Source organism: Sorangium aterium, assembly GCF_028368935.1.
Classification (GTDB): Bacteria; Myxococcota_A; Polyangia; order Polyangiales; family Polyangiaceae; genus Sorangium; species Sorangium atrum.
On record NZ_JAQNDK010000001.1, the window covers coordinates 1,892,105 to 1,907,818 of the forward strand.

11 protein-coding genes are annotated in these 15,714 nt (G+C 71.0%); 3 read left to right on the plus strand and 8 right to left on the minus strand.

All coding sequences use genetic code 11. The annotated features are described in order from the left end of the window. Nucleotides 1–208: 208 nt before the first annotated feature. On the minus strand, nucleotides 209–2,023 hold the full coding sequence (locus POL72_RS06865; RefSeq protein ID WP_272094218.1) for an acyl-CoA dehydrogenase: 1,815 nt from the start codon (nucleotides 2,021–2,023) through the stop codon (nucleotides 209–211). Between the two features lie 298 nt (nucleotides 2,024–2,321). Further along, nucleotides 2,322–2,555: a hypothetical protein gene (locus tag POL72_RS06870; protein WP_272094219.1), complete on the minus strand. Its 234-nt coding sequence runs from the start codon at nucleotides 2,553–2,555 to the stop codon at nucleotides 2,322–2,324. Nucleotides 2,556–2,791: 236 nt separating this feature from the next. On the opposite strand from POL72_RS06870, the gene POL72_RS06875 reads away from it, so the two are divergent. Continuing rightward, nucleotides 2,792–4,156, plus strand: a complete 1,365-nt coding sequence (locus tag POL72_RS06875) for a Vgb family protein (RefSeq protein ID WP_272094220.1) — start codon at nucleotides 2,792–2,794, stop codon at nucleotides 4,154–4,156. On the opposite strand, the gene POL72_RS06880 is transcribed toward POL72_RS06875, so the two are convergent. Together POL72_RS06880 and POL72_RS06885 are read right to left on the minus strand one after the other, a co-directional pair. Continuing rightward, a complete protein-coding gene (locus POL72_RS06880) occupies nucleotides 4,133–7,315 on the minus strand; it encodes an efflux RND transporter permease subunit (protein ID WP_272094221.1) in 3,183 nt (1,060 codons plus the stop codon). The two genes, POL72_RS06875 and POL72_RS06880, sit on opposite strands and share 24 nt — an antisense overlap. Beyond that, nucleotides 7,312–8,637 (minus strand): efflux RND transporter periplasmic adaptor subunit, encoded by a 1,326-nt coding sequence (locus POL72_RS06885; protein ID WP_308738111.1) that lies wholly within the window; start codon nucleotides 8,635–8,637, stop codon nucleotides 7,312–7,314. The genes POL72_RS06880 and POL72_RS06885 overlap by 4 nt, the downstream gene beginning before the upstream one ends. A 244-nt stretch (nucleotides 8,638–8,881) precedes the next feature. Here POL72_RS06885 and POL72_RS06890 point away from each other — a divergent pair, with 244 nt between their 5' ends. After that, the gene (locus POL72_RS06890) at nucleotides 8,882–9,802 is read left to right on the plus strand and encodes a methyltransferase domain-containing protein (RefSeq protein WP_272094223.1); all 921 of its coding nucleotides are present in this window, start codon (nucleotides 8,882–8,884) and stop codon (nucleotides 9,800–9,802) included. On the opposite strand, the gene POL72_RS06895 is transcribed toward POL72_RS06890, so the two are convergent. From POL72_RS06895 to POL72_RS06905, 3 genes are all read right to left on the minus strand, one after another. Beyond that, nucleotides 9,768–10,667, minus strand: a complete 900-nt coding sequence (locus POL72_RS06895; RefSeq protein ID WP_272094224.1) for an AraC family transcriptional regulator — start codon at nucleotides 10,665–10,667, stop codon at nucleotides 9,768–9,770. The two genes, POL72_RS06890 and POL72_RS06895, sit on opposite strands and share 35 nt — an antisense overlap. A 148-nt stretch (nucleotides 10,668–10,815) precedes the next feature. Beyond that, nucleotides 10,816–11,610: a hypothetical protein gene (locus POL72_RS06900; RefSeq protein ID WP_272094225.1), complete on the minus strand. Its 795-nt coding sequence runs from the start codon at nucleotides 11,608–11,610 to the stop codon at nucleotides 10,816–10,818. Between the two features lie 263 nt (nucleotides 11,611–11,873). Beyond that, the gene (locus tag POL72_RS06905; protein ID WP_272094226.1) at nucleotides 11,874–12,305 is read right to left on the minus strand and encodes a hypothetical protein; all 432 of its coding nucleotides are present in this window, start codon (nucleotides 12,303–12,305) and stop codon (nucleotides 11,874–11,876) included. A gap of 966 nt (nucleotides 12,306–13,271) precedes the next feature. Between POL72_RS06905 and POL72_RS06910 the strand changes: the two genes are divergently transcribed. Further along, nucleotides 13,272–13,955, plus strand: a complete 684-nt coding sequence (locus POL72_RS06910) for an HAD family hydrolase (RefSeq protein WP_272094227.1) — start codon at nucleotides 13,272–13,274, stop codon at nucleotides 13,953–13,955. 164 nt (nucleotides 13,956–14,119) lie between these two features. Here POL72_RS06910 and POL72_RS06915 read toward each other — a convergent pair whose 3' ends face one another. Next, nucleotides 14,120–15,622 carry a serine/threonine-protein kinase gene (locus POL72_RS06915; RefSeq protein ID WP_272095920.1) on the minus strand — a complete coding sequence of 501 codons (1,503 nt, stop codon included), beginning with the start codon at nucleotides 15,620–15,622 and terminating at the stop codon, nucleotides 14,120–14,122. Nucleotides 15,623–15,714: the final 92 nt, after the last annotated feature.

The following is a 15,714-nucleotide window of genomic DNA, read 5'->3' on the forward strand; positions in this document are numbered from 1 at the left end:
AAGGACATACCTGGAGCAGCCGATCCGCTGTCTGGAGCAGCCGATCCGCTTCGTCCCCGCGCGATCGGCGGTCCCGCCGGCCGTGAGCGGACTCACCATCGAGACGCCGGCGGACCGTCGGAGCGCGTCGAGGGCGCCGGTGGGCCGCGGCGCCGGCCTCCGGACCCCCTGAACGCGCCGGTGACGCGCCAGGGCCGCCGCGCCCGCCTCAGAACCACCCGGGTTGCATCCTGGCGTACGAGTCCTCGCCGGAGCGGCAAAGCGCGGCGAGCGCCTCGACCCGGGGCAGCTCCGTCGAGAGCCAGTACTGCGCCGCGCAGAGCTTGCCTTCGTAGAAGCCGGCCGGAGCGGCGCCCCTGGCCAGCCCTTCGCGGGCGGCCGCGGCCATCGCGAGCCATTGCCAGGCCACGACGACAACGGAGACGAGCTCCATGTAATCCGCGCTGTGCCGCAGCATCCGCTCGGTGTCGCCGCGCATCCCCGCCTCGGCGAGCTGCACCGTCACCTCGCCGAGCAGCGAGAGCGCCGCGCCGAGGCGCTCGCCCCACGCGGGCTCGACGCCGGCTCGCTGCGCCCGGGCGATCGTCTGCTGGATCTCGCCGCCGAGCGCGATGAGCGCAGCGCCGTTCCCGGCCACGACCTTGCGGCCGAGGAGGTCCATGCCCTGGATCCCCGTCGTGCCCTCGTGGATCGAGTTGAGCTTCTGGTCCCGGAGCCAGGCCTCCGGGAGGTACTCGCTCGAGTAGCCGTAACCGCCGTGGACCTGGAGCGCGAGGGCGTTCGACTCGAAGCCCTTCTCGGCGGGGAAGGTCTTGGCGACGGGGGTGAGCAGGTCGAGGAGCCGCTGCGCGCGCTCCCGGTCCGCCGCGTCCGCGGCGTGCGCCGCGAGATCGGCGTACAGCGCGGTCGTGGAGACGAGCGCGAGGCCGCCCTCGACGATGGCCTTCTGCCGGAGCAGCATCCGGCGCACGTCGGCGTGCTCGATGATCGGCACCTGCGGCGCCGCCGGGTCCTTCGCGCCGAGCGGCCGGCCCTGCGGCCGGACGAGCGCGTAGCCGAGCGCCTCGTGGTAGGCCGCGGAGGCGGTCGCCACGGCGTTCGCGCCGACCATGATGCGGGCCTCGTTCATCATCTGGAACATGCAGGCGACGCCCTGGTGGGGGCTGCCCACGAGGTAGCCGTGGCAGTCCCCCTTCTCGCCGAAGCTGAGCGACAGGCTGGGGAGCCCGCGCCAGCCGAGCTTGTGGATCATGCCTGCGACCTCGACGTCGTTCGGGACGAGCTGCCCGCCCTCGGTCAACCGCTCGGGCCGCCGCTTGGGGACGGCGAACAGGCTCACGCCCTTGATGCCCCGAGGCGCGCCCTCGATGCGCGCGAGCGTGAGGTGGACGATGTTCTCGGTGAGGTCGTGATCGCCGCCCGAGATGAACATCTTGGACCCGCGGACGAGGTAGTGGCCCGCGTCTGTCTTCACCGCGCTCGCCTGCACGTCGGCGAGGCTCGATCCGGCCTGGGGCTCGGTGAGCGCCATCGTCCCGGTCCACTCGCCGGCGTACATGCGGGTCATGAAGGCGGACCGCAGGGCGTCGTCGCCGAACGTCTCGATGAGGTGCGCCGCGCCGGCCGTCAGGCTGAGATAGCTGCACGCGCTCAGGTTCGCCGCCTGCAGGTAGGCGCCGGCGAGCGTGGCGACGACGAGCGGCAGCTGCTGCCCCCCCACCGCGGCCGGCCGCGCCGCGGTGAGCACCCCGAGCTCGACCATCGGCCGGAAGACCTGCTTGATGGCGGGGTGCACCGTGATGGCGCCCGCCTGGAACCGCGGCGGCGCCTCGTCGACCGGCCTGTAGGTCGGGAACAACACCTCCCGCGCGAAGCGCCGGCAGCTCTGGAGGTAGAGATCGAACGTGTCGCGCGAGTGCTCGGCGAAATAGGGCAGCTCGCAGAGGCGCGGCGCGTCGAGCACCTCGTAGAGGAGGAACTCGACGTCGCGGTCGTTGATGAGGGGGTTCTGGGGAGCGGTCATGTGTCTCTCGCCGGATGTGGCGCACGCTAGGCGCGCATGAAGCGGGATGTCGAACGGCTTGTCTCGGCCGGACGACGGTGTACGACGAGCGCAACCTGCCTTTGCGCCTCACTTGGCGGAGAGGCCCCTCGGTCGTTCACCAGAGGACGTTAATCTCCGCGCGCTCTGCGATCAGGTGATCCGAAGTCATCACAGGGAGTTTGTACACCTGCGCGGTAGCGATGATTATCCGGTCGCACGGCAGGAGCGCCAACCAACCAGAGCAATGCGCAGGTATCGAGAAGTACACGCACGATCGTCAGCTCTCGGGCCAATCTTCGGGGTCGAGCGGGAGCGACGGATCCTCGTGGAAGACGATCTTTCCCAGCACGGGATGAGGTTCCAGGATCCTCGTGATGACGCCGGGAGGCTCGCTCGGCGCTCGTGTCGCAAGCACGATGACTTCCGCGGGGCCGGGCGGGAAATCGTCGGGGAGGCGGATGGCGATCTCGTGACCGGCCGGGATGATGATGTTCAGCTTGTGCGCGCGCATGGCGACGTGCAGAGCCTACCATCTCGGCTCTGTCGCCGCACGAGTCTGATCTACCCGCTCTGATCAGCGCACGACGTGGGGCCCCCGCCGGTGGGCGGTTCTGCATCGACCCGACGTCCTGGGGAGCCATCGCGGCTTGCTCCAGGCGCCACGGCCCGAGCGAACGACGCCACGATGCGCCTCGGGGGCCACACGCTCTTTGCGGTGCTTGCCCCGGGTTCCTAGACTCGTGACCCATGAGACGACTTTCCTGGGTTCTGCTCGCGGCGCTGGTTTCCGTGGGCTGTGGGGACAACGACGACGACCCGTCGGAGGCGGGTTCGGGCGGTGAAGGCGGCGGCGGCGAAGGTGGTGGCGCGGCGTGCGAAGCCGAAGGCGACGGGACGCTCGACGTCGAGATCGTGAGCCCGAACGACGCTGGAGACGTCGCCGTGACCTCGCCGGGAGTGGCGGACCAGCGCCTGGACTCGAGCACGTCCCTCGACACGCCGGCGGGTGAGTACACGCTGCGCGCAAGCAGCGTGGCCGACTACCCGGACGACGAACGCGTCGGCTTCGTGTACCGGCCCGAAGACCCGGAGCAGAGCGCCTGCGTCGCCGACGGCGCGACCACCGAGGTCACCTTCAACTACGAGCTCACGCCCGGGAGCCACAAGCTCTGGTTCACCGCGCAGAACGGCGACCAGCTGGTCGGCGCGCTCGACGGCGAGGCGCTGCTCGAGTCGGGCGCGGTAACACCGAGCGTCGCGTTCCAGGGGAGCGCCGAGATCATCAACCAGGGCGCTATCGCGTTCGACGGGGCCGGCAACCTGTGGGTCTCGGCCAACGCGGGGCAGATCACCGTGCGGCTCGTCGACACGCTGGGCGAGAGCAGCGAGGCCGCCCCTGACCGCGTGCTCGACGTGTCCGCGGCGTGCGCGGGCGTCATCCCCTGCGCCGCGGGCGGTCTGGCGTTCGACGCCGCCGGCAATCTCTGGGTCGGGATCCGCGACCATCTGCTGAGGATCGACGCGGCCGATCTCGAAGGCTCCGGCGTGGTGGAGCCCTCCGCGACCATCACCGGAGACGAGATCGAGAACGTTCAAGCGCTCGCGTTCGACGGATCGGGCAACCTGTGGGTGGCGAGCGCCGAGCAGGACGCGGTGCTGATGTACGCGGCCGAGCGGCTCGCCGCGGACGACGGGGATCCCGCCGACGTGGTGCTGAAGGCGCTCACCCCCGAGCCGGTGATCGGGCCGCTGGGCCACCCGACGGGGCTCGCGTTCGACGAGCAGGGCGCGCTCTGGGTGGGTTACTGGGGCTCGAACACCATTGCCAAGTTCGAGCCCGGCGATCTCGAAGCGTCAGCGGAGCTCACCCCGGACGTTCAACTCGAAGTGGGGGTGCTGGCGCTTCCGGAGAGCATCGCCTTCGATCAGCAGGGGAACCTGTGGCTACCCTCCCAGGTCGGTTCGGCGGCGGCGATCGTCAAGGCGGAGCTCGTCGCGGGCGGAAACGTGGAAGCGGGAGCCACCGTCCTCACGAGCGAGGCGTTCGGATCGCTCATCGATCTCGCCTTCAACCCGCCCCCCGACTGGTCACCGATCCACGGCCCCAAGTGAGCTCGTGGCGGCCGTGGAGCCCGGCCGCCGGAGCCGGGCAAGGCGCGCCCGCAGGTCGTCCGCGACGACGTAGAACGCCGGCACGACGAGGAGGCTGAGCGCCGTCGAGACGACGAGGCCGCCGATCACCGCCGCGGCCATCGGCGCCCGGATCTCGGCGCCGGGGCCGAGCGCCAGCGCCGATGGGACAGCGGCCATCAGCGTCGCGATCGAGGTCATCAGGATAGGCCGCAGCCGCACCGGGCCGGCGCGGAGCATCGCCTCGCGCGCGTCCATCACCTCCCCTTCCCCCTCGCCGTGCCCGCGCCTCACCTCGATCGCGTGATCCACGAGGATGATCGAGTTCTTCTTCACGATCCCCATGAGCAGGAGGATCCCGATCATGCTGAAGATGTTGAGCGTGTGCCCCGTCAGCAGCAGCGCAAACGCAGCGCCCGCGATCGACAGCGGCAGGATCGTCAGCACCGTGACCGGGTGCAGGAACGAGTTGAACTGGGACGCGAGCACCATGTAGGCGACCAGGATCCCGAGCACCAGCGCGAACAGGAGGCCGCCCATCGACTCGCGGAACGTCACGCTCGCGCCGCCCAGCACAAGGCGGTAGCCGGCCGGCAGATCCCGGCCGAGCTCCTCGACGCGGGCCACCGCCTCGCCCTGCGAGCGCCCCGGCGCGACGTTGCCGAAGACCGAGATGGCGCGCTCCCGGTCGCGGCGCGTGATCGCCTGGAGCGCCGGGCGCTCGTCGTAGGTGACGACCGACGTCAGCGGGACCAGCGCGCCCGACGCGCTCCTCATCTGGATGCGCGCGAGGTCCTCGGGCCGGCTCCGCTGCTCCGCGAGCAGGCGCGCACGGACGTCGATGCGGCGCCCGTTGTCGTTGTACTTGGCGACGCGCCCGCCGCCGATCAGCGTGTTCAGCGTCGTCGCGATGGCCTCGACGCTCACGCCGAGATCCGCCGCGCGCGCCCGGTCGGGCACGATGCGGAGCTCGGGCATCCCGAGCTGGTAGTCGGAGTCGAGATCCACGACGAGGCCGCTCTGCGCGAGCTCGGCCCGGATGCGCTCGCTGTGCTTCGTGAGCTCGTCCCAGTCGGGGCCGCGGATCGAGAACTCGACAGGGAACCCGCGCTGGGCGGTGAAGCCCGACTGCGAGAGGTCCTGGACCACGGCGCGCAAGCCGGGATAGCCGTTCAGCTCCTTGCGGAGCGCGCCCTGGAGATCGGCCTGCGAGAGCGCCCGCTCGTCGGCCGGCTTCATCGTGACGAACAGGATGCCCGTGTTCACGCCGCCCCCTCCGCCGAAGCCCCCGACCACGGCGAAGACCCGCTCCACCGCCGGGTTCGCGCCCACGGCCGCCTCGGCGCGACGGAAGAGCCTGTCGGTCTCCTCGATGTCCGAGCCGACCGCCGTCTGGAGGCGGACAAGGAGCCTCCCCTGGTCCTGCGACGGGACGAACTCCGTCGGGAGGCGCTGCATGGCGACGATCGCGCCGGCGAAGAGGATCGCGCCGAGCAGGACGACCGCGGCCGGGAACCGGAGCGCCCGGGCGAGGAGCCAGCCATAGCCGCGGGAGAGCGCCTCGAAGCCGCGATCGACGAGCCGCCCGAGGCGGCCCCGGCCCTCGCGGGAGACGTCGAGGATCTGCGCGCAGCGGGCGGGCGCGAGGGTGATCGCCTCCAGGTACGAGAGCAGCACGGCGATGCAGAGGGTCACGCCGAACTGGAGGAAGAACCGGCCGACCACCCCCTCCATGAAGATGATCGGGAGGAAGATCGCGACGACGGCGAGCGTCGCGGCGAGCGCCGCGAAGGTGATCTCGGCCGTGCCCTCGCGGGCGGCGCGGACGCGGTCCTTCCCCCCTTCGGCGTGCCTGTGGATGTTCTCGAGCACCATGATCGCGTCGTCGACGACGATGCCGACGGCGAGCGAGAGCCCGAGCAGCGTGAAGGTGTTCAGCGTGAAGCCGAGGAAGTAGATCGCGGCGACCGTGCCGAGCAGCGACATCGGGATGGCCAGGACGACGTTGATCGTGCTCGAGAGCGAGCCGAGGAACATCCAGCAGACGAGGGCCGTGAGCGCGATGGCCATGCCGAGCTCGAGCTCGATCTCGTGGACCGACTCCTCGATGAACTTCGTCGAGTCGAAGTTCACGCCGACCTCCATCCCCTCGGGCAGGGACTTCTGGACCTCGGCAAGCGCGGCCCGGACCCCGCGGGCGACCTCGACCGCGTTCGAGCCGCGCTGCTTCCTCACGCCGAGGCCCTGGGCCGGCTCCCCGTTCACCCGGGCGAGCCGGCGGACGTCCTCGAAGCCGTCCTCGACGAGCGCGACGTCCTCCAGGTACACCGTGGCGCGCGCCGACGACGGCGGCCCCGCCGCCTGGGCGGCAGCGCCCGGCTGGGCGGCAGCGCCGGGGCTGCCCTGGCGGAGGACGATCCGCTTGAAGGTCGCGAGATCGAGCGCCTCCCCCATCACCCGCACGTTGAGCTCCCGCCCTTCGGTCTCGATGCGGCCGGCGGGGAGCTCGATGTGTTGCCGGCGCAGGGCCTCGGTGACGTCGGCGACGGTGAGCCCCTTCTCGGCGAGTCGATCGGCGTCGATCCAGATGCGGACATTGCGCTCGAGGTAGCCGCCGAGCGTGAGCTCTCCGACGCCGGGCACCGTCTGGAGCTTCTCCTTCAGCCGGTAACGCGCGATGTCGGCGACGAGCTGGGGAGAGAAGGGGCCGGAGAGCCCGACCCACATGATCGGCTGGTCCTCCGGGTTCGTCTTGGAGACGACGGGCGGGTCGAGGTCGAGCGGGAGCCGGCGCTGCGCCTGGGAGATCTTCGTCTGAACGTCCTGGAGCGCGACGTCGACGTCGCGCGACAGGTCGAGCTCGATGGTGACCGAGGCGCTCCCCTGGCGCGACGTCGACGTGATCGATCGGATCCCCTCGACCTGGACGGCCGCCTCCTCGAGCGGCTCGACCACGTCGTGCTCCATGATCTCGGGGGCGGCGCCCTCCAGCGTGGCGGAGATGGTGATGGTGGGGAAGTCGACGTCGGGGAACTGGCTGATGCCGATGCGCGACACGGCGACGAGGCCGAAGACGATGGTCGCGGCCATCAGCATCCAGGCGAAGACCGGCTTCCTGAGGCAGGCTTCGGTGAGGCTCACGGCACGCTCCGTGACGAGCTGGCGGGAGAGGTCGGCGGCGAGGCGCCCGCCGAGGCGGGGGGTGACGCGCCGGCCGCGGAGGCGCGCGGCGGCGCGCCGGACGAGGCGGGTGGTGACGCGGGCGGTGATGTGCCGGCCGAGGCGGGCGGTGGCGCGCCGGCCGCGGAGGCGCTTGCATCTGCGCCTCCCTCGGGGCGGCGCGCCGGGGATTGGCCTCCCGGCACGCTGCCTGGCGGTGCGATGCGGACCTGCGCCCCCTCGCGCAGCGCCTCCGCGCCGCGCGCCACGAGGAGCTCTCCCACGGAGAGGCCCGACTTCACCTCGACGCGCCCGTCGGGCGTGCGCAGCCCCAGCGAGAGCACGCGCTCGCGCGCGGTGGTGCCGTCGACCACGTACGCGAGGAACCCTCGCTCGCTCGGTCGCACGGACGTCAGTGGGATCACGGGCGCGTCGCCGCTCGCGCCCACGGGCACGGTCACCTCGGCGAAGGTGCCGGGGCGGAGCAGCTCCTTGCCCTCGCCCTGCACCTCGCCGGTCACGGCGACCATGCGCGTCGCGGGATCCGCCGCGTCGGCGACGTGCGTCAGCCTGGCGCTGTAGGTCCGCTCGTCGCCCTTCACGGTGAACCGCGCCTCCATGTCGGGCCTGACCCGCAGGGCGTCGGCGGCGGGGATCTGGAAGCGGAGCAGGAGCGGGTCGCGGCGCAGGAGCGTCGCGAGCACGGTGCCGACAGGCACGTGCTGGCCCGTCTGCACGGTGCGCGTCTGGATCTTCCCCTGGATGGGGGCGCGCACGTACGCGTCGCGCAGGTTCAGGAGCGCCTGGTCGACGGCGACCTTCGCCTCGGCGACCTGCGCGGCCGTCGTCGCCGCCCGCGAGCGCCAGGACGCGACGTCTTCCTTGCTGAAGACGCCCTCGGCGCCCTCGGCCTCGCGCCGCTCGAGCCCCGCGGCGGCCTCGGCCTGGGTGGCGGTCATCCGCTCGAGCGTCGCGCGCGCCGCGCGGACGGCGAGGTTGTACCGGGCCGGGTCGATCTCGACGAGCACCTGCCCCGCCTTGACCTCGGCGCCCTCCATGAACCTCACCGCCTCGACGACGCCGGCGACGCGCGCCGTGAGCTGCACCTGCTCGAACGCCTCGACCGCTCCGACGGCCGTCACGGCGTACTCGACCCGCTCCGCCGTGACGGGCACGACCTCGACAGGGAAGCTGAGCGCCTGCTTCGCGGGCTTGCGCCCCTGCTCGGGCGAGGCCTCCCCGCCCTTCTTGCACGCCGGAGAACCGAGGAAGACAAGCCCTGCCACCAGGGCGAGCGCGGCCACGCGAATCGGTTGGAGCACCATCTAGGTGGAGGAGTAGCGCAACTTGAGCCGCTGTGCGCGGGCCGAGCGGGGGTGGCCCGGCAGCGTCACCGGCCACCGGCCGCGCAGCGGGGCGTGCACCCAGCAGGGCCCTGCGGGGGCCGGGCCTGCGCGCGGCGGGGTCTGCGCCGCGCAGCGGAGGGGCGCCGGGAAGCACGGTGCACGCGGCCCGATCTCGCCGGCGGCGTGCACCGCCGCGCTCGCGATGGGCGCCCAGGACTTCCGCTGCCCGCCGATCGAAAACCCCGCCGATCCAGCACAAAGACACGCACTGCCGCACAGGACGGACAGTCCGTACATTCCTGGCGTGCTGCGCCGATGCGAGGCGCGGCGAACATCACTGAACGAACTCGCGGAGACGACGATGACCGACCTGGTCAACGACATGACCGAACGATTTCTGCGCGACGCCGGCATCGCTCCCGGCATGCGCGTCCTCGACGTGGGATGCGGCCGAGGCGACGTGAGCTTCATGGTCGCCCGCATCGTCGGCGAAGGGGGCTGTGTGCTCGGGGTGGACCGTGATCCGGCGCCCATCGCGGTCGCTCGCCGGCGAGCCGCCGAGCTGGGGCTCGGCCGAGTCGCCTTCGAAGAGCGGGACCTCGCCGCGCTCTCCCCCACCGCCGAGCGCTTCGATGCCGCCGTCGGCCGGAGGGTGCTCATGTACCAGCCGGATCCTGTCGCTGCGGTCCGTGCCATGGCCGGTGCCGTGCGCGCCGGCGGCCTGATCCTGCTCCAGGAGAACGACCCGACGATGGGCCAGGGCAGCCTCATGCCCATGGATCTGCACCGCCAGGTGCACCAGTGGATCTGGCGGACCGTCGAGCGCGAGGGCGCGAGCCTCCACATGGGATTCCAGATGCCGAGCGTCTTTGAAGAAGCGGGCCTGACCGTGCAGCTCGTGAGGGCCGAGGCCATCGTGCAGACGCCGAGGATCCAGCATCAGCTCGCGTTCATCGTTCGCGCGATGCTCCCGCGCATCGTGCAGCAAGGCGTGGCGTCGGAGGCCGAGGTCGACGTGGACACCCTGGAAGAGCGTCTCGCCGCCGAACGGACGAAGGCCAATACCACCTTCGTCGGCGACCTCGTCTTCAGCGTGTGCGGCCGGACGCCGAGTCCCGCGTGAGCGTGCGGCCTTTGCTCCGCGCTTCTGCGCGCCACGCCGCCGGCGTCGCCCCGTGCTCTCTACGGAACATGCGGATGAAGTGCGTCGCGTCCGCGTAGCCGACGCGCTCGGCGACGATCTCGACCCTCTCGTCGGAGTGGAGGAGGATGCGGCGAGCCTCCGCCATCCTCCCAGCCACGATCCACTCGACCGCGCTCCGGCCCGTCGCCCGGGAGAGCGCCGTCGTCACGTGCGCCGGGCTCCGCCCCACGGACCGCGCGACGTCCTTCAGCGAGAGCGGACGAAGGCAGTTTCGCTCGATGAAGCGAAGGGCATCGACGACGACTCCCGGCGACGCCGAGGCAGGGTGTTGCGAGCGCGCGGCCTGCCGAACCTCGTCGAGGATGAGCACAAGGAGGCTCCGCTGGACGACGTCAGGAGCGCCGCCATCGCGCGATTCCGTCGCGCGCATCAGCTCGCGGAGGAGCATTTCGACGTGCGCGTGACGCTCCGCGCACACCCGAACGACGGGGGATGCGCCGGCGCGCACGCGCTCGAACGGTTCGAGCAAGGTGCCCGCCTCCTCGGCAGCCAGGCAGGGGACACAGAAGCCAACGCCGATCCAGTCCGGGGCCGCCTTCTCGATCGAGCGGTGCGGTTGTCCGGCAGGCACGAGGAGGACGTCTCCAGCTTCGACGTTCCATCGACCGCGCTGCTCGATCCGGGAAGAGCCGCTCGTGTAGAACGCCAGCGCGGCAAAGGCGTGGGTCACGGACGCCCGCATGGCGGGCTGCACCGGAGAGGGCTGCCGGCAGCAGAAGATCGCTCGGCCTCCGCCCACGAGGTCTTCTCGCTGGATCGCCGGCGCGGGGGGCATGCGCGCCATGATGACATCGGCGGCAGCAGGGGGCGAGCGCCGGCGCTCTCCGCCGAGCAGGCTGCTGGATGGTAAGGAGCTCTTCCCTACGCTGCGCCAGCGAAAGGCCGACGAAAATCTGGCGGGCCCGACGTGCGCGCGCGCCTGGAGGACGGAGCTACGGCTTCAGCGTCATCCGCATCTTGTAGACCTGCATGCCGAACATCACGCCCGTCGGAGCAGCAGGATCGATGGTCCCGTCCCGACCGCGGCTCAAGCGCACGAAGGCCTGACACCCCTCGGCGGGAAGCCCCGTGGGGTACGAGCCTTCGGGAACGGTGAACGAGCCGGTGTCGTCCACCTCCCCCGACGAGTCGTCCCAGGATACGTCGTCCAGACAAGGACCCGGCTCATCGAAGCTGACAGGCCCGATAGACCACCTCATCAAGTCGTCCTTGCCCAGCGGCTCCCACGCCAGCACCAGATCCTCGCCGGCGCCGACGCTGAACACGCTCTCCGGCTCGGGAGACGTGAGCTCCGAGAGCTCGGGCATCACGATCTCCCAGCCGTCGAGGTCGTTGAACCGGGCGCGGATCGCGCGGCCCGGCTCGGCCTGCTTGAGGTAGCCGCGGCACTTGGCGGCGATGAGGTTGTCCTCTGGATGGCTGTCATGCCACCAATAGCAGGCGAGCTCCGCCTCCTCCACGCCGTTGCTCACGACGAACCTGTCGGGGAGGTACTCCCCGTCCCCGGGATCTCGAACGCCGGACGCGCCGCTGACGTCCACCTTCGTAACGTAGGCCTCCGCTTCGCCCAGGTAGTCGACTCCATCGCGGACGATCGGCACGTTGTATCCGTAGACCCGGATGACGACCGCCTCGTTCTCCGCCAGGGGCCGGTACTCGTCCGGGCCACACGCTGCCCCGGAGAGCCCCACGACGGTGATCAAAGCCAGCCACATGATGTCGCGCATGATTTCCTCCACCCTCCGATGTGTTTGTAAGAGAGGTCGCGCCGCCAGTTCTGCTCAGGGGAGGCCCCTCCTCCTTCGCGGCTGGATTGCAGCGAATCTCTCCTCCCTCGGATCAGGGCACCGGCAGCGCCCTCGACGCATTGCGTTCTTGTCAGCTCAGGCGCGGACGACGTGCACGAGGCGCAGCGGCGATTTACAGGGGGCATGCGGCGCAGGGGCCGCCGCAGTCGAGTCCGGCCTCGTCGCCGTTCATCACTCCATCGCTACACGTTGCCTCGCGGCAAACGCCATCCTCGCACACGCCGCTCTGCATGACTCGTGGGATTGGCCCGCGCGAGCTCGTAGCTCTCCTTGAAGCCCGGGGGCACCCAGATCTTCGGGGCGTCGGGAGTGCCGACCCTATCGAAGTAGATCGAGAGGAACTCCGCCGCCTTCGCGAAGTCGTGCAGCCTGAACGACAGCATCCCCACGCGGAACGCGTCGGAGGCGCTCTTCGTGAGCCCCCACAGCGTCAGGTGGATGTCGCGCGCGTCCGCGAGCCGCCCTTCGTCCAGGAGCCGCTTCGCCTCATCGAGCATCTCCCGCTCCGGCCCGGCCGGCGGCGGTCGCTGCGGGAGCGGCGCTGCCGCCGCCGGCGCCGTGCACCAGAGCAGCAGCAGGACCGTGGTGATCGGGCTGTGCAGCGGGCGTCGCATCGTCTTGTCTCCCGGGTACCCTTCACGCAGCGATGGAGCCCTGCGCAGCTCGCGAGGGCGTCGCAGGCGCGGTGCGCCTCGGGCTCAGGGTCGAGGCCTGGCACGAGAGCTCGGGCAGCGCGCTCTCTCGATTTCCAGCGCCTCTCCTACCAGAGATCACCGCACGGTTGCGCTCGAAACGCTCGACACCATCATGAAGGAGTGAGGACGAACGACATGAGGAGAAGGCGCCAGGAGCAACGATTCCATTGCGTTTAGAGAACAAAAATTCTCACACCAAATGAGCTTTCGCGCCAAAATTTCGACTGTGTTCTCAACCTGGGTCAGCTGATGCCCGAGATCACCGTGCAGCTTCGTTCGAACCACTTGATATGTAGGCCAAACACCAAGCGAGCGCCTTGCATTGCATCGATCCGTATAAATTTCTCACCTTTGATGAGCTAACGCTTCAAAAAATTCTCAACCTGGGTCAGCCGACGCGACGCCGCTCCTCAACCTGGGTGAGCTAGCCCCTCAACCTGGGTGAGCTAGCCCCTCAACCTGAGCTGGCGCCTCAACCTGGGTGGGCTGCCGGTGCAAGCCGACGGCTGCTCAACCTGGGTGAGCCGATGCTCCAGAAATTCCCAACCTGGGCGAGCTGCGCGGGGCGGGCGACGCAGCGAGCCTTCATCCAACCGCCGGAAGCCCGCACCGACGTTACAACCGCGCCGCGATCGGGCGCTCCGGCGCGCTGCTGGCTGGACGCCCGGTCGCCGGACGACGCCGCCAGGTTCCGGCGCCGTGGAGCCGGACGAGCGCTGATCCTGGCTCCCACGTCGACCCGAGCCGGATCTCTGGCTTCAAGGTCGACCCACGATGACGCCGACGACCCCCGGTCCAGCCGCCTGGCGAGGCCGCGACGAGGCCGTCGCGCCCGCCGCCCGTCCGCGCTCGCCCTGGGGCGGCGCCGATCTATACCATGGGGACATGCGCCCCACCGTGCTCCTCTGGGACATCGACGGCACCCTGCTCTCCACTGGCGGCGCAGGCCGGCGCGCCATGGAGCGCGCGTTCGCCCGGTACGCCGACCGGCGCGACGCGTGCGAGGCGTTCTCGTTCGCCGGCATGACCGACCGGGCCATCATCCGGACAGGGCTCGAGACGGTCGGGCGCGAGGCCACAGAGGACGCCATCGACGCGCTCCTCGCGATCTACGTCGAGCTCCTCGCGCAGGAGATGTCGCTCGCCGGCGACACCCGGGTCCACGCCGGCGTCATCGAGGCGCTCGACGCCGCCGCCCGGCGCGCGGAGTGCGCCATCGGCCTCGGCACGGGGAACGTCCGCGCCGGGGCGCAGGCGAAGCTCACGCGGGTCGGCATCTACGAGCGGTTCGCGTTCGGCGGCTTCGGCTGCGATCACGAGCTCCGCGACGAGCTCCTGCGCATCGGCGCGGCGCGCGGGGCGGCGATGCTCGAGGCGCCGCTCGCGGCGTGCCGCGTCGTCGTCATCGGCGACACCCCGAAGGACGTCGCGGCGGCCCGGGCGATCGGCGCCGAGTCGATCGCCGTAGCCACCGGCAACTACGCCCTGGCAGAGCTCGCCGCATGCGCCCCGACCCACAGCTTCAGCGACCTCCGGGCGAGGGGCGCGCTCGAGGCGCTGCTCGGTTGAGATCCGAGATCTCTCGACGAAGCGAGGCGAGCGGCCGCCTGACCGCTGCGGCTCCGATGCGACAGCGTGTCTCTGCGAGATCACGTAAACGGTGTTCTGATCCTCCGGAAGAGGATCAGAGAGGGCGACAGGTTCTCTGACGCATAGCGCGGCGAGCGCGAGGCTCAGTAGCGGCTGAACAGGTCCTCCGGCGTCGATGGGCGCGGGGCGGACTCCCTGCTCCCCGGGACCGGCTTGGACGCGTTCGTCGGCAGCTTGCCCTGGGGGCCCGGTGCCGACGCGCTCGAGACGGGAGCAGCCACGACGGGCGCATCGGCGGATGGCGTCACCGCCGGCGGTGGCGCCGGAGCCAGCGTGGGCGGCGAGCTCGGTTCAGGGATCGCCGCGCGCGGCTCGGGCGCTGTCGCGAGCGGCGCGGGGGCTGCCGTGCTCGGCTCGGAGGCCGTCGAGATCGCGGCGGCGACGCCCGCCGCGGCTGGCTCGTCCGCGCTCGACGCGGGCTGCGAGAGCCAGAGCGCCGCGCCTGCGAGCGTCCCGACCCCCAGCGCAATCCCGGCAGCGAGCGGCTTGCGGCGCGCCTTCGGCGGCAGCGAGGTGATGGCAGCTCCGGTCGAGGTCGCGGCGAATCGCCCGCGATCCGGGTCGGCGCCGTGCTCCGGGGCCACGGTCATCCCAGGTGCGGCCCCCGTCCTCGGGATGGCTGACAGCGCCTCGGGCGACGAAGGCGAGCCCTGGCCCGCGCGCGGCGAGGGCGGCGAGCTCGCGGCGGCCGCCACGCGGGCGCCGCACACCGGCATGCCGAACACCTCGCCGAGCGCGCTCACCGCGTCCGTGGCCCGGCGGAAACGTGCCGCGGGATCGAGCGCCGTGGCCCGCGCGAACCACGCGTCGAAGCCGGGCGGCAACGTCACGCCCAGCGAGCGCGCCCGCTGCACCGGCGGCTCCTGCGGGCCACGGACCGCCAGCATCGCGAAGGCGAACACGTCGCTGGCCTCGTTCGCCTCGGGATCCCAGTACGGGAATCCCACCAGCAGCGTGTACGCCATCATGCCCAGCGCATGGATGTCGGCCGCGCTGGTGAGCCTCTTGCCGACCTGGAACTGTTCGGGAGCCATGTAGAGCGGCGTGCCGAGGCTGCGCGTGGCGCCGGCCGCGGTGGCGCCCTCGGCGACGAGCTTCGCGACGCCGAAGTCGAGGATCTTCACGCGGATCGAGCCGTCCTCGCGCTGCGACAGGAAGATGTTTGCGGGCTTGAGATCGCGGTGCACGATGTTCGCCGCGTGGGTCCGGTCGAGGGCCAGCGCAGCCTGGTGGAGGTAGGTCACGACGTCGGCCGGCGGGAGGCGGCTCGTGCGCTTGAGGCGCTCGCCGAGCTCCTCGCCGCGGAGCAGCTCCATGACCAGGAAGGGCATGCCCGTCGCCTCGTCGACGCCCGCGTCGAAGACGTCGACGATGTGCTCGCACTCGATCGTCGCCGTGATGCACGCCTCGAGCTTGAAGCGCTCGCGCATCTCCTCGCTCTGGAAGAGGTGCGCGTGCATGACCTTCAGCGCCCGCCGGCGCTCGGTCGCGATGTGCGTCACCTCGTGGATGGCCCCCATCGCGCCGGTGGCGATGAGGCGCACGACGCGGTAGCGGCGGGCGAAGACGATCCCCTCGGCCAGCATAGTCGACACGATCGCCAAGCGTCGTTTAGGGTGCCCTCCCCGTCAAGGCGCCTCGGTGAAAAGGTTTGTTGTGACAGCCGTTTACGACGGTT

What these genes read in the sequence shown, in the direction of transcription:
- POL72_RS06870 (WP_272094219.1), bottom strand. Translation starts at nt 2,555, where the DNA reads ATGCGCGCGCACAAGCTGAACATCATCATCCCGGCCGGTCACGAGATC.
- POL72_RS06905 (WP_272094226.1), bottom strand. Translation starts at nt 12,305, where the DNA reads ATGCGACGCCCGCTGCACAGCCCGATCACCACGGTCCTGCTGCTGCTC.
- POL72_RS06900 (WP_272094225.1), bottom strand. Translation starts at nt 11,610, where the DNA reads ATGCGCGACATCATGTGGCTGGCTTTGATCACCGTCGTGGGGCTCTCC.
- POL72_RS06875 (WP_272094220.1), top strand. Translation starts at nt 2,792, where the DNA reads ATGAGACGACTTTCCTGGGTTCTGCTCGCGGCGCTGGTTTCCGTGGGC.
- POL72_RS06915 (WP_272095920.1), bottom strand. Translation starts at nt 15,622, where the DNA reads ATGCTGGCCGAGGGGATCGTCTTCGCCCGCCGCTACCGCGTCGTGCGC.
- POL72_RS06895 (WP_272094224.1), bottom strand. Translation starts at nt 10,667, where the DNA reads ATGGCGCGCATGCCCCCCGCGCCGGCGATCCAGCGAGAAGACCTCGTG.
- POL72_RS06910 (WP_272094227.1), top strand. Translation starts at nt 13,272, where the DNA reads ATGCGCCCCACCGTGCTCCTCTGGGACATCGACGGCACCCTGCTCTCC.
- POL72_RS06865 (WP_272094218.1), bottom strand. Translation starts at nt 2,023, where the DNA reads ATGACCGCTCCCCAGAACCCCCTCATCAACGACCGCGACGTCGAGTTC.
- POL72_RS06890 (WP_272094223.1), top strand. Translation starts at nt 8,882, where the DNA reads ATGGGCGCCCAGGACTTCCGCTGCCCGCCGATCGAAAACCCCGCCGAT.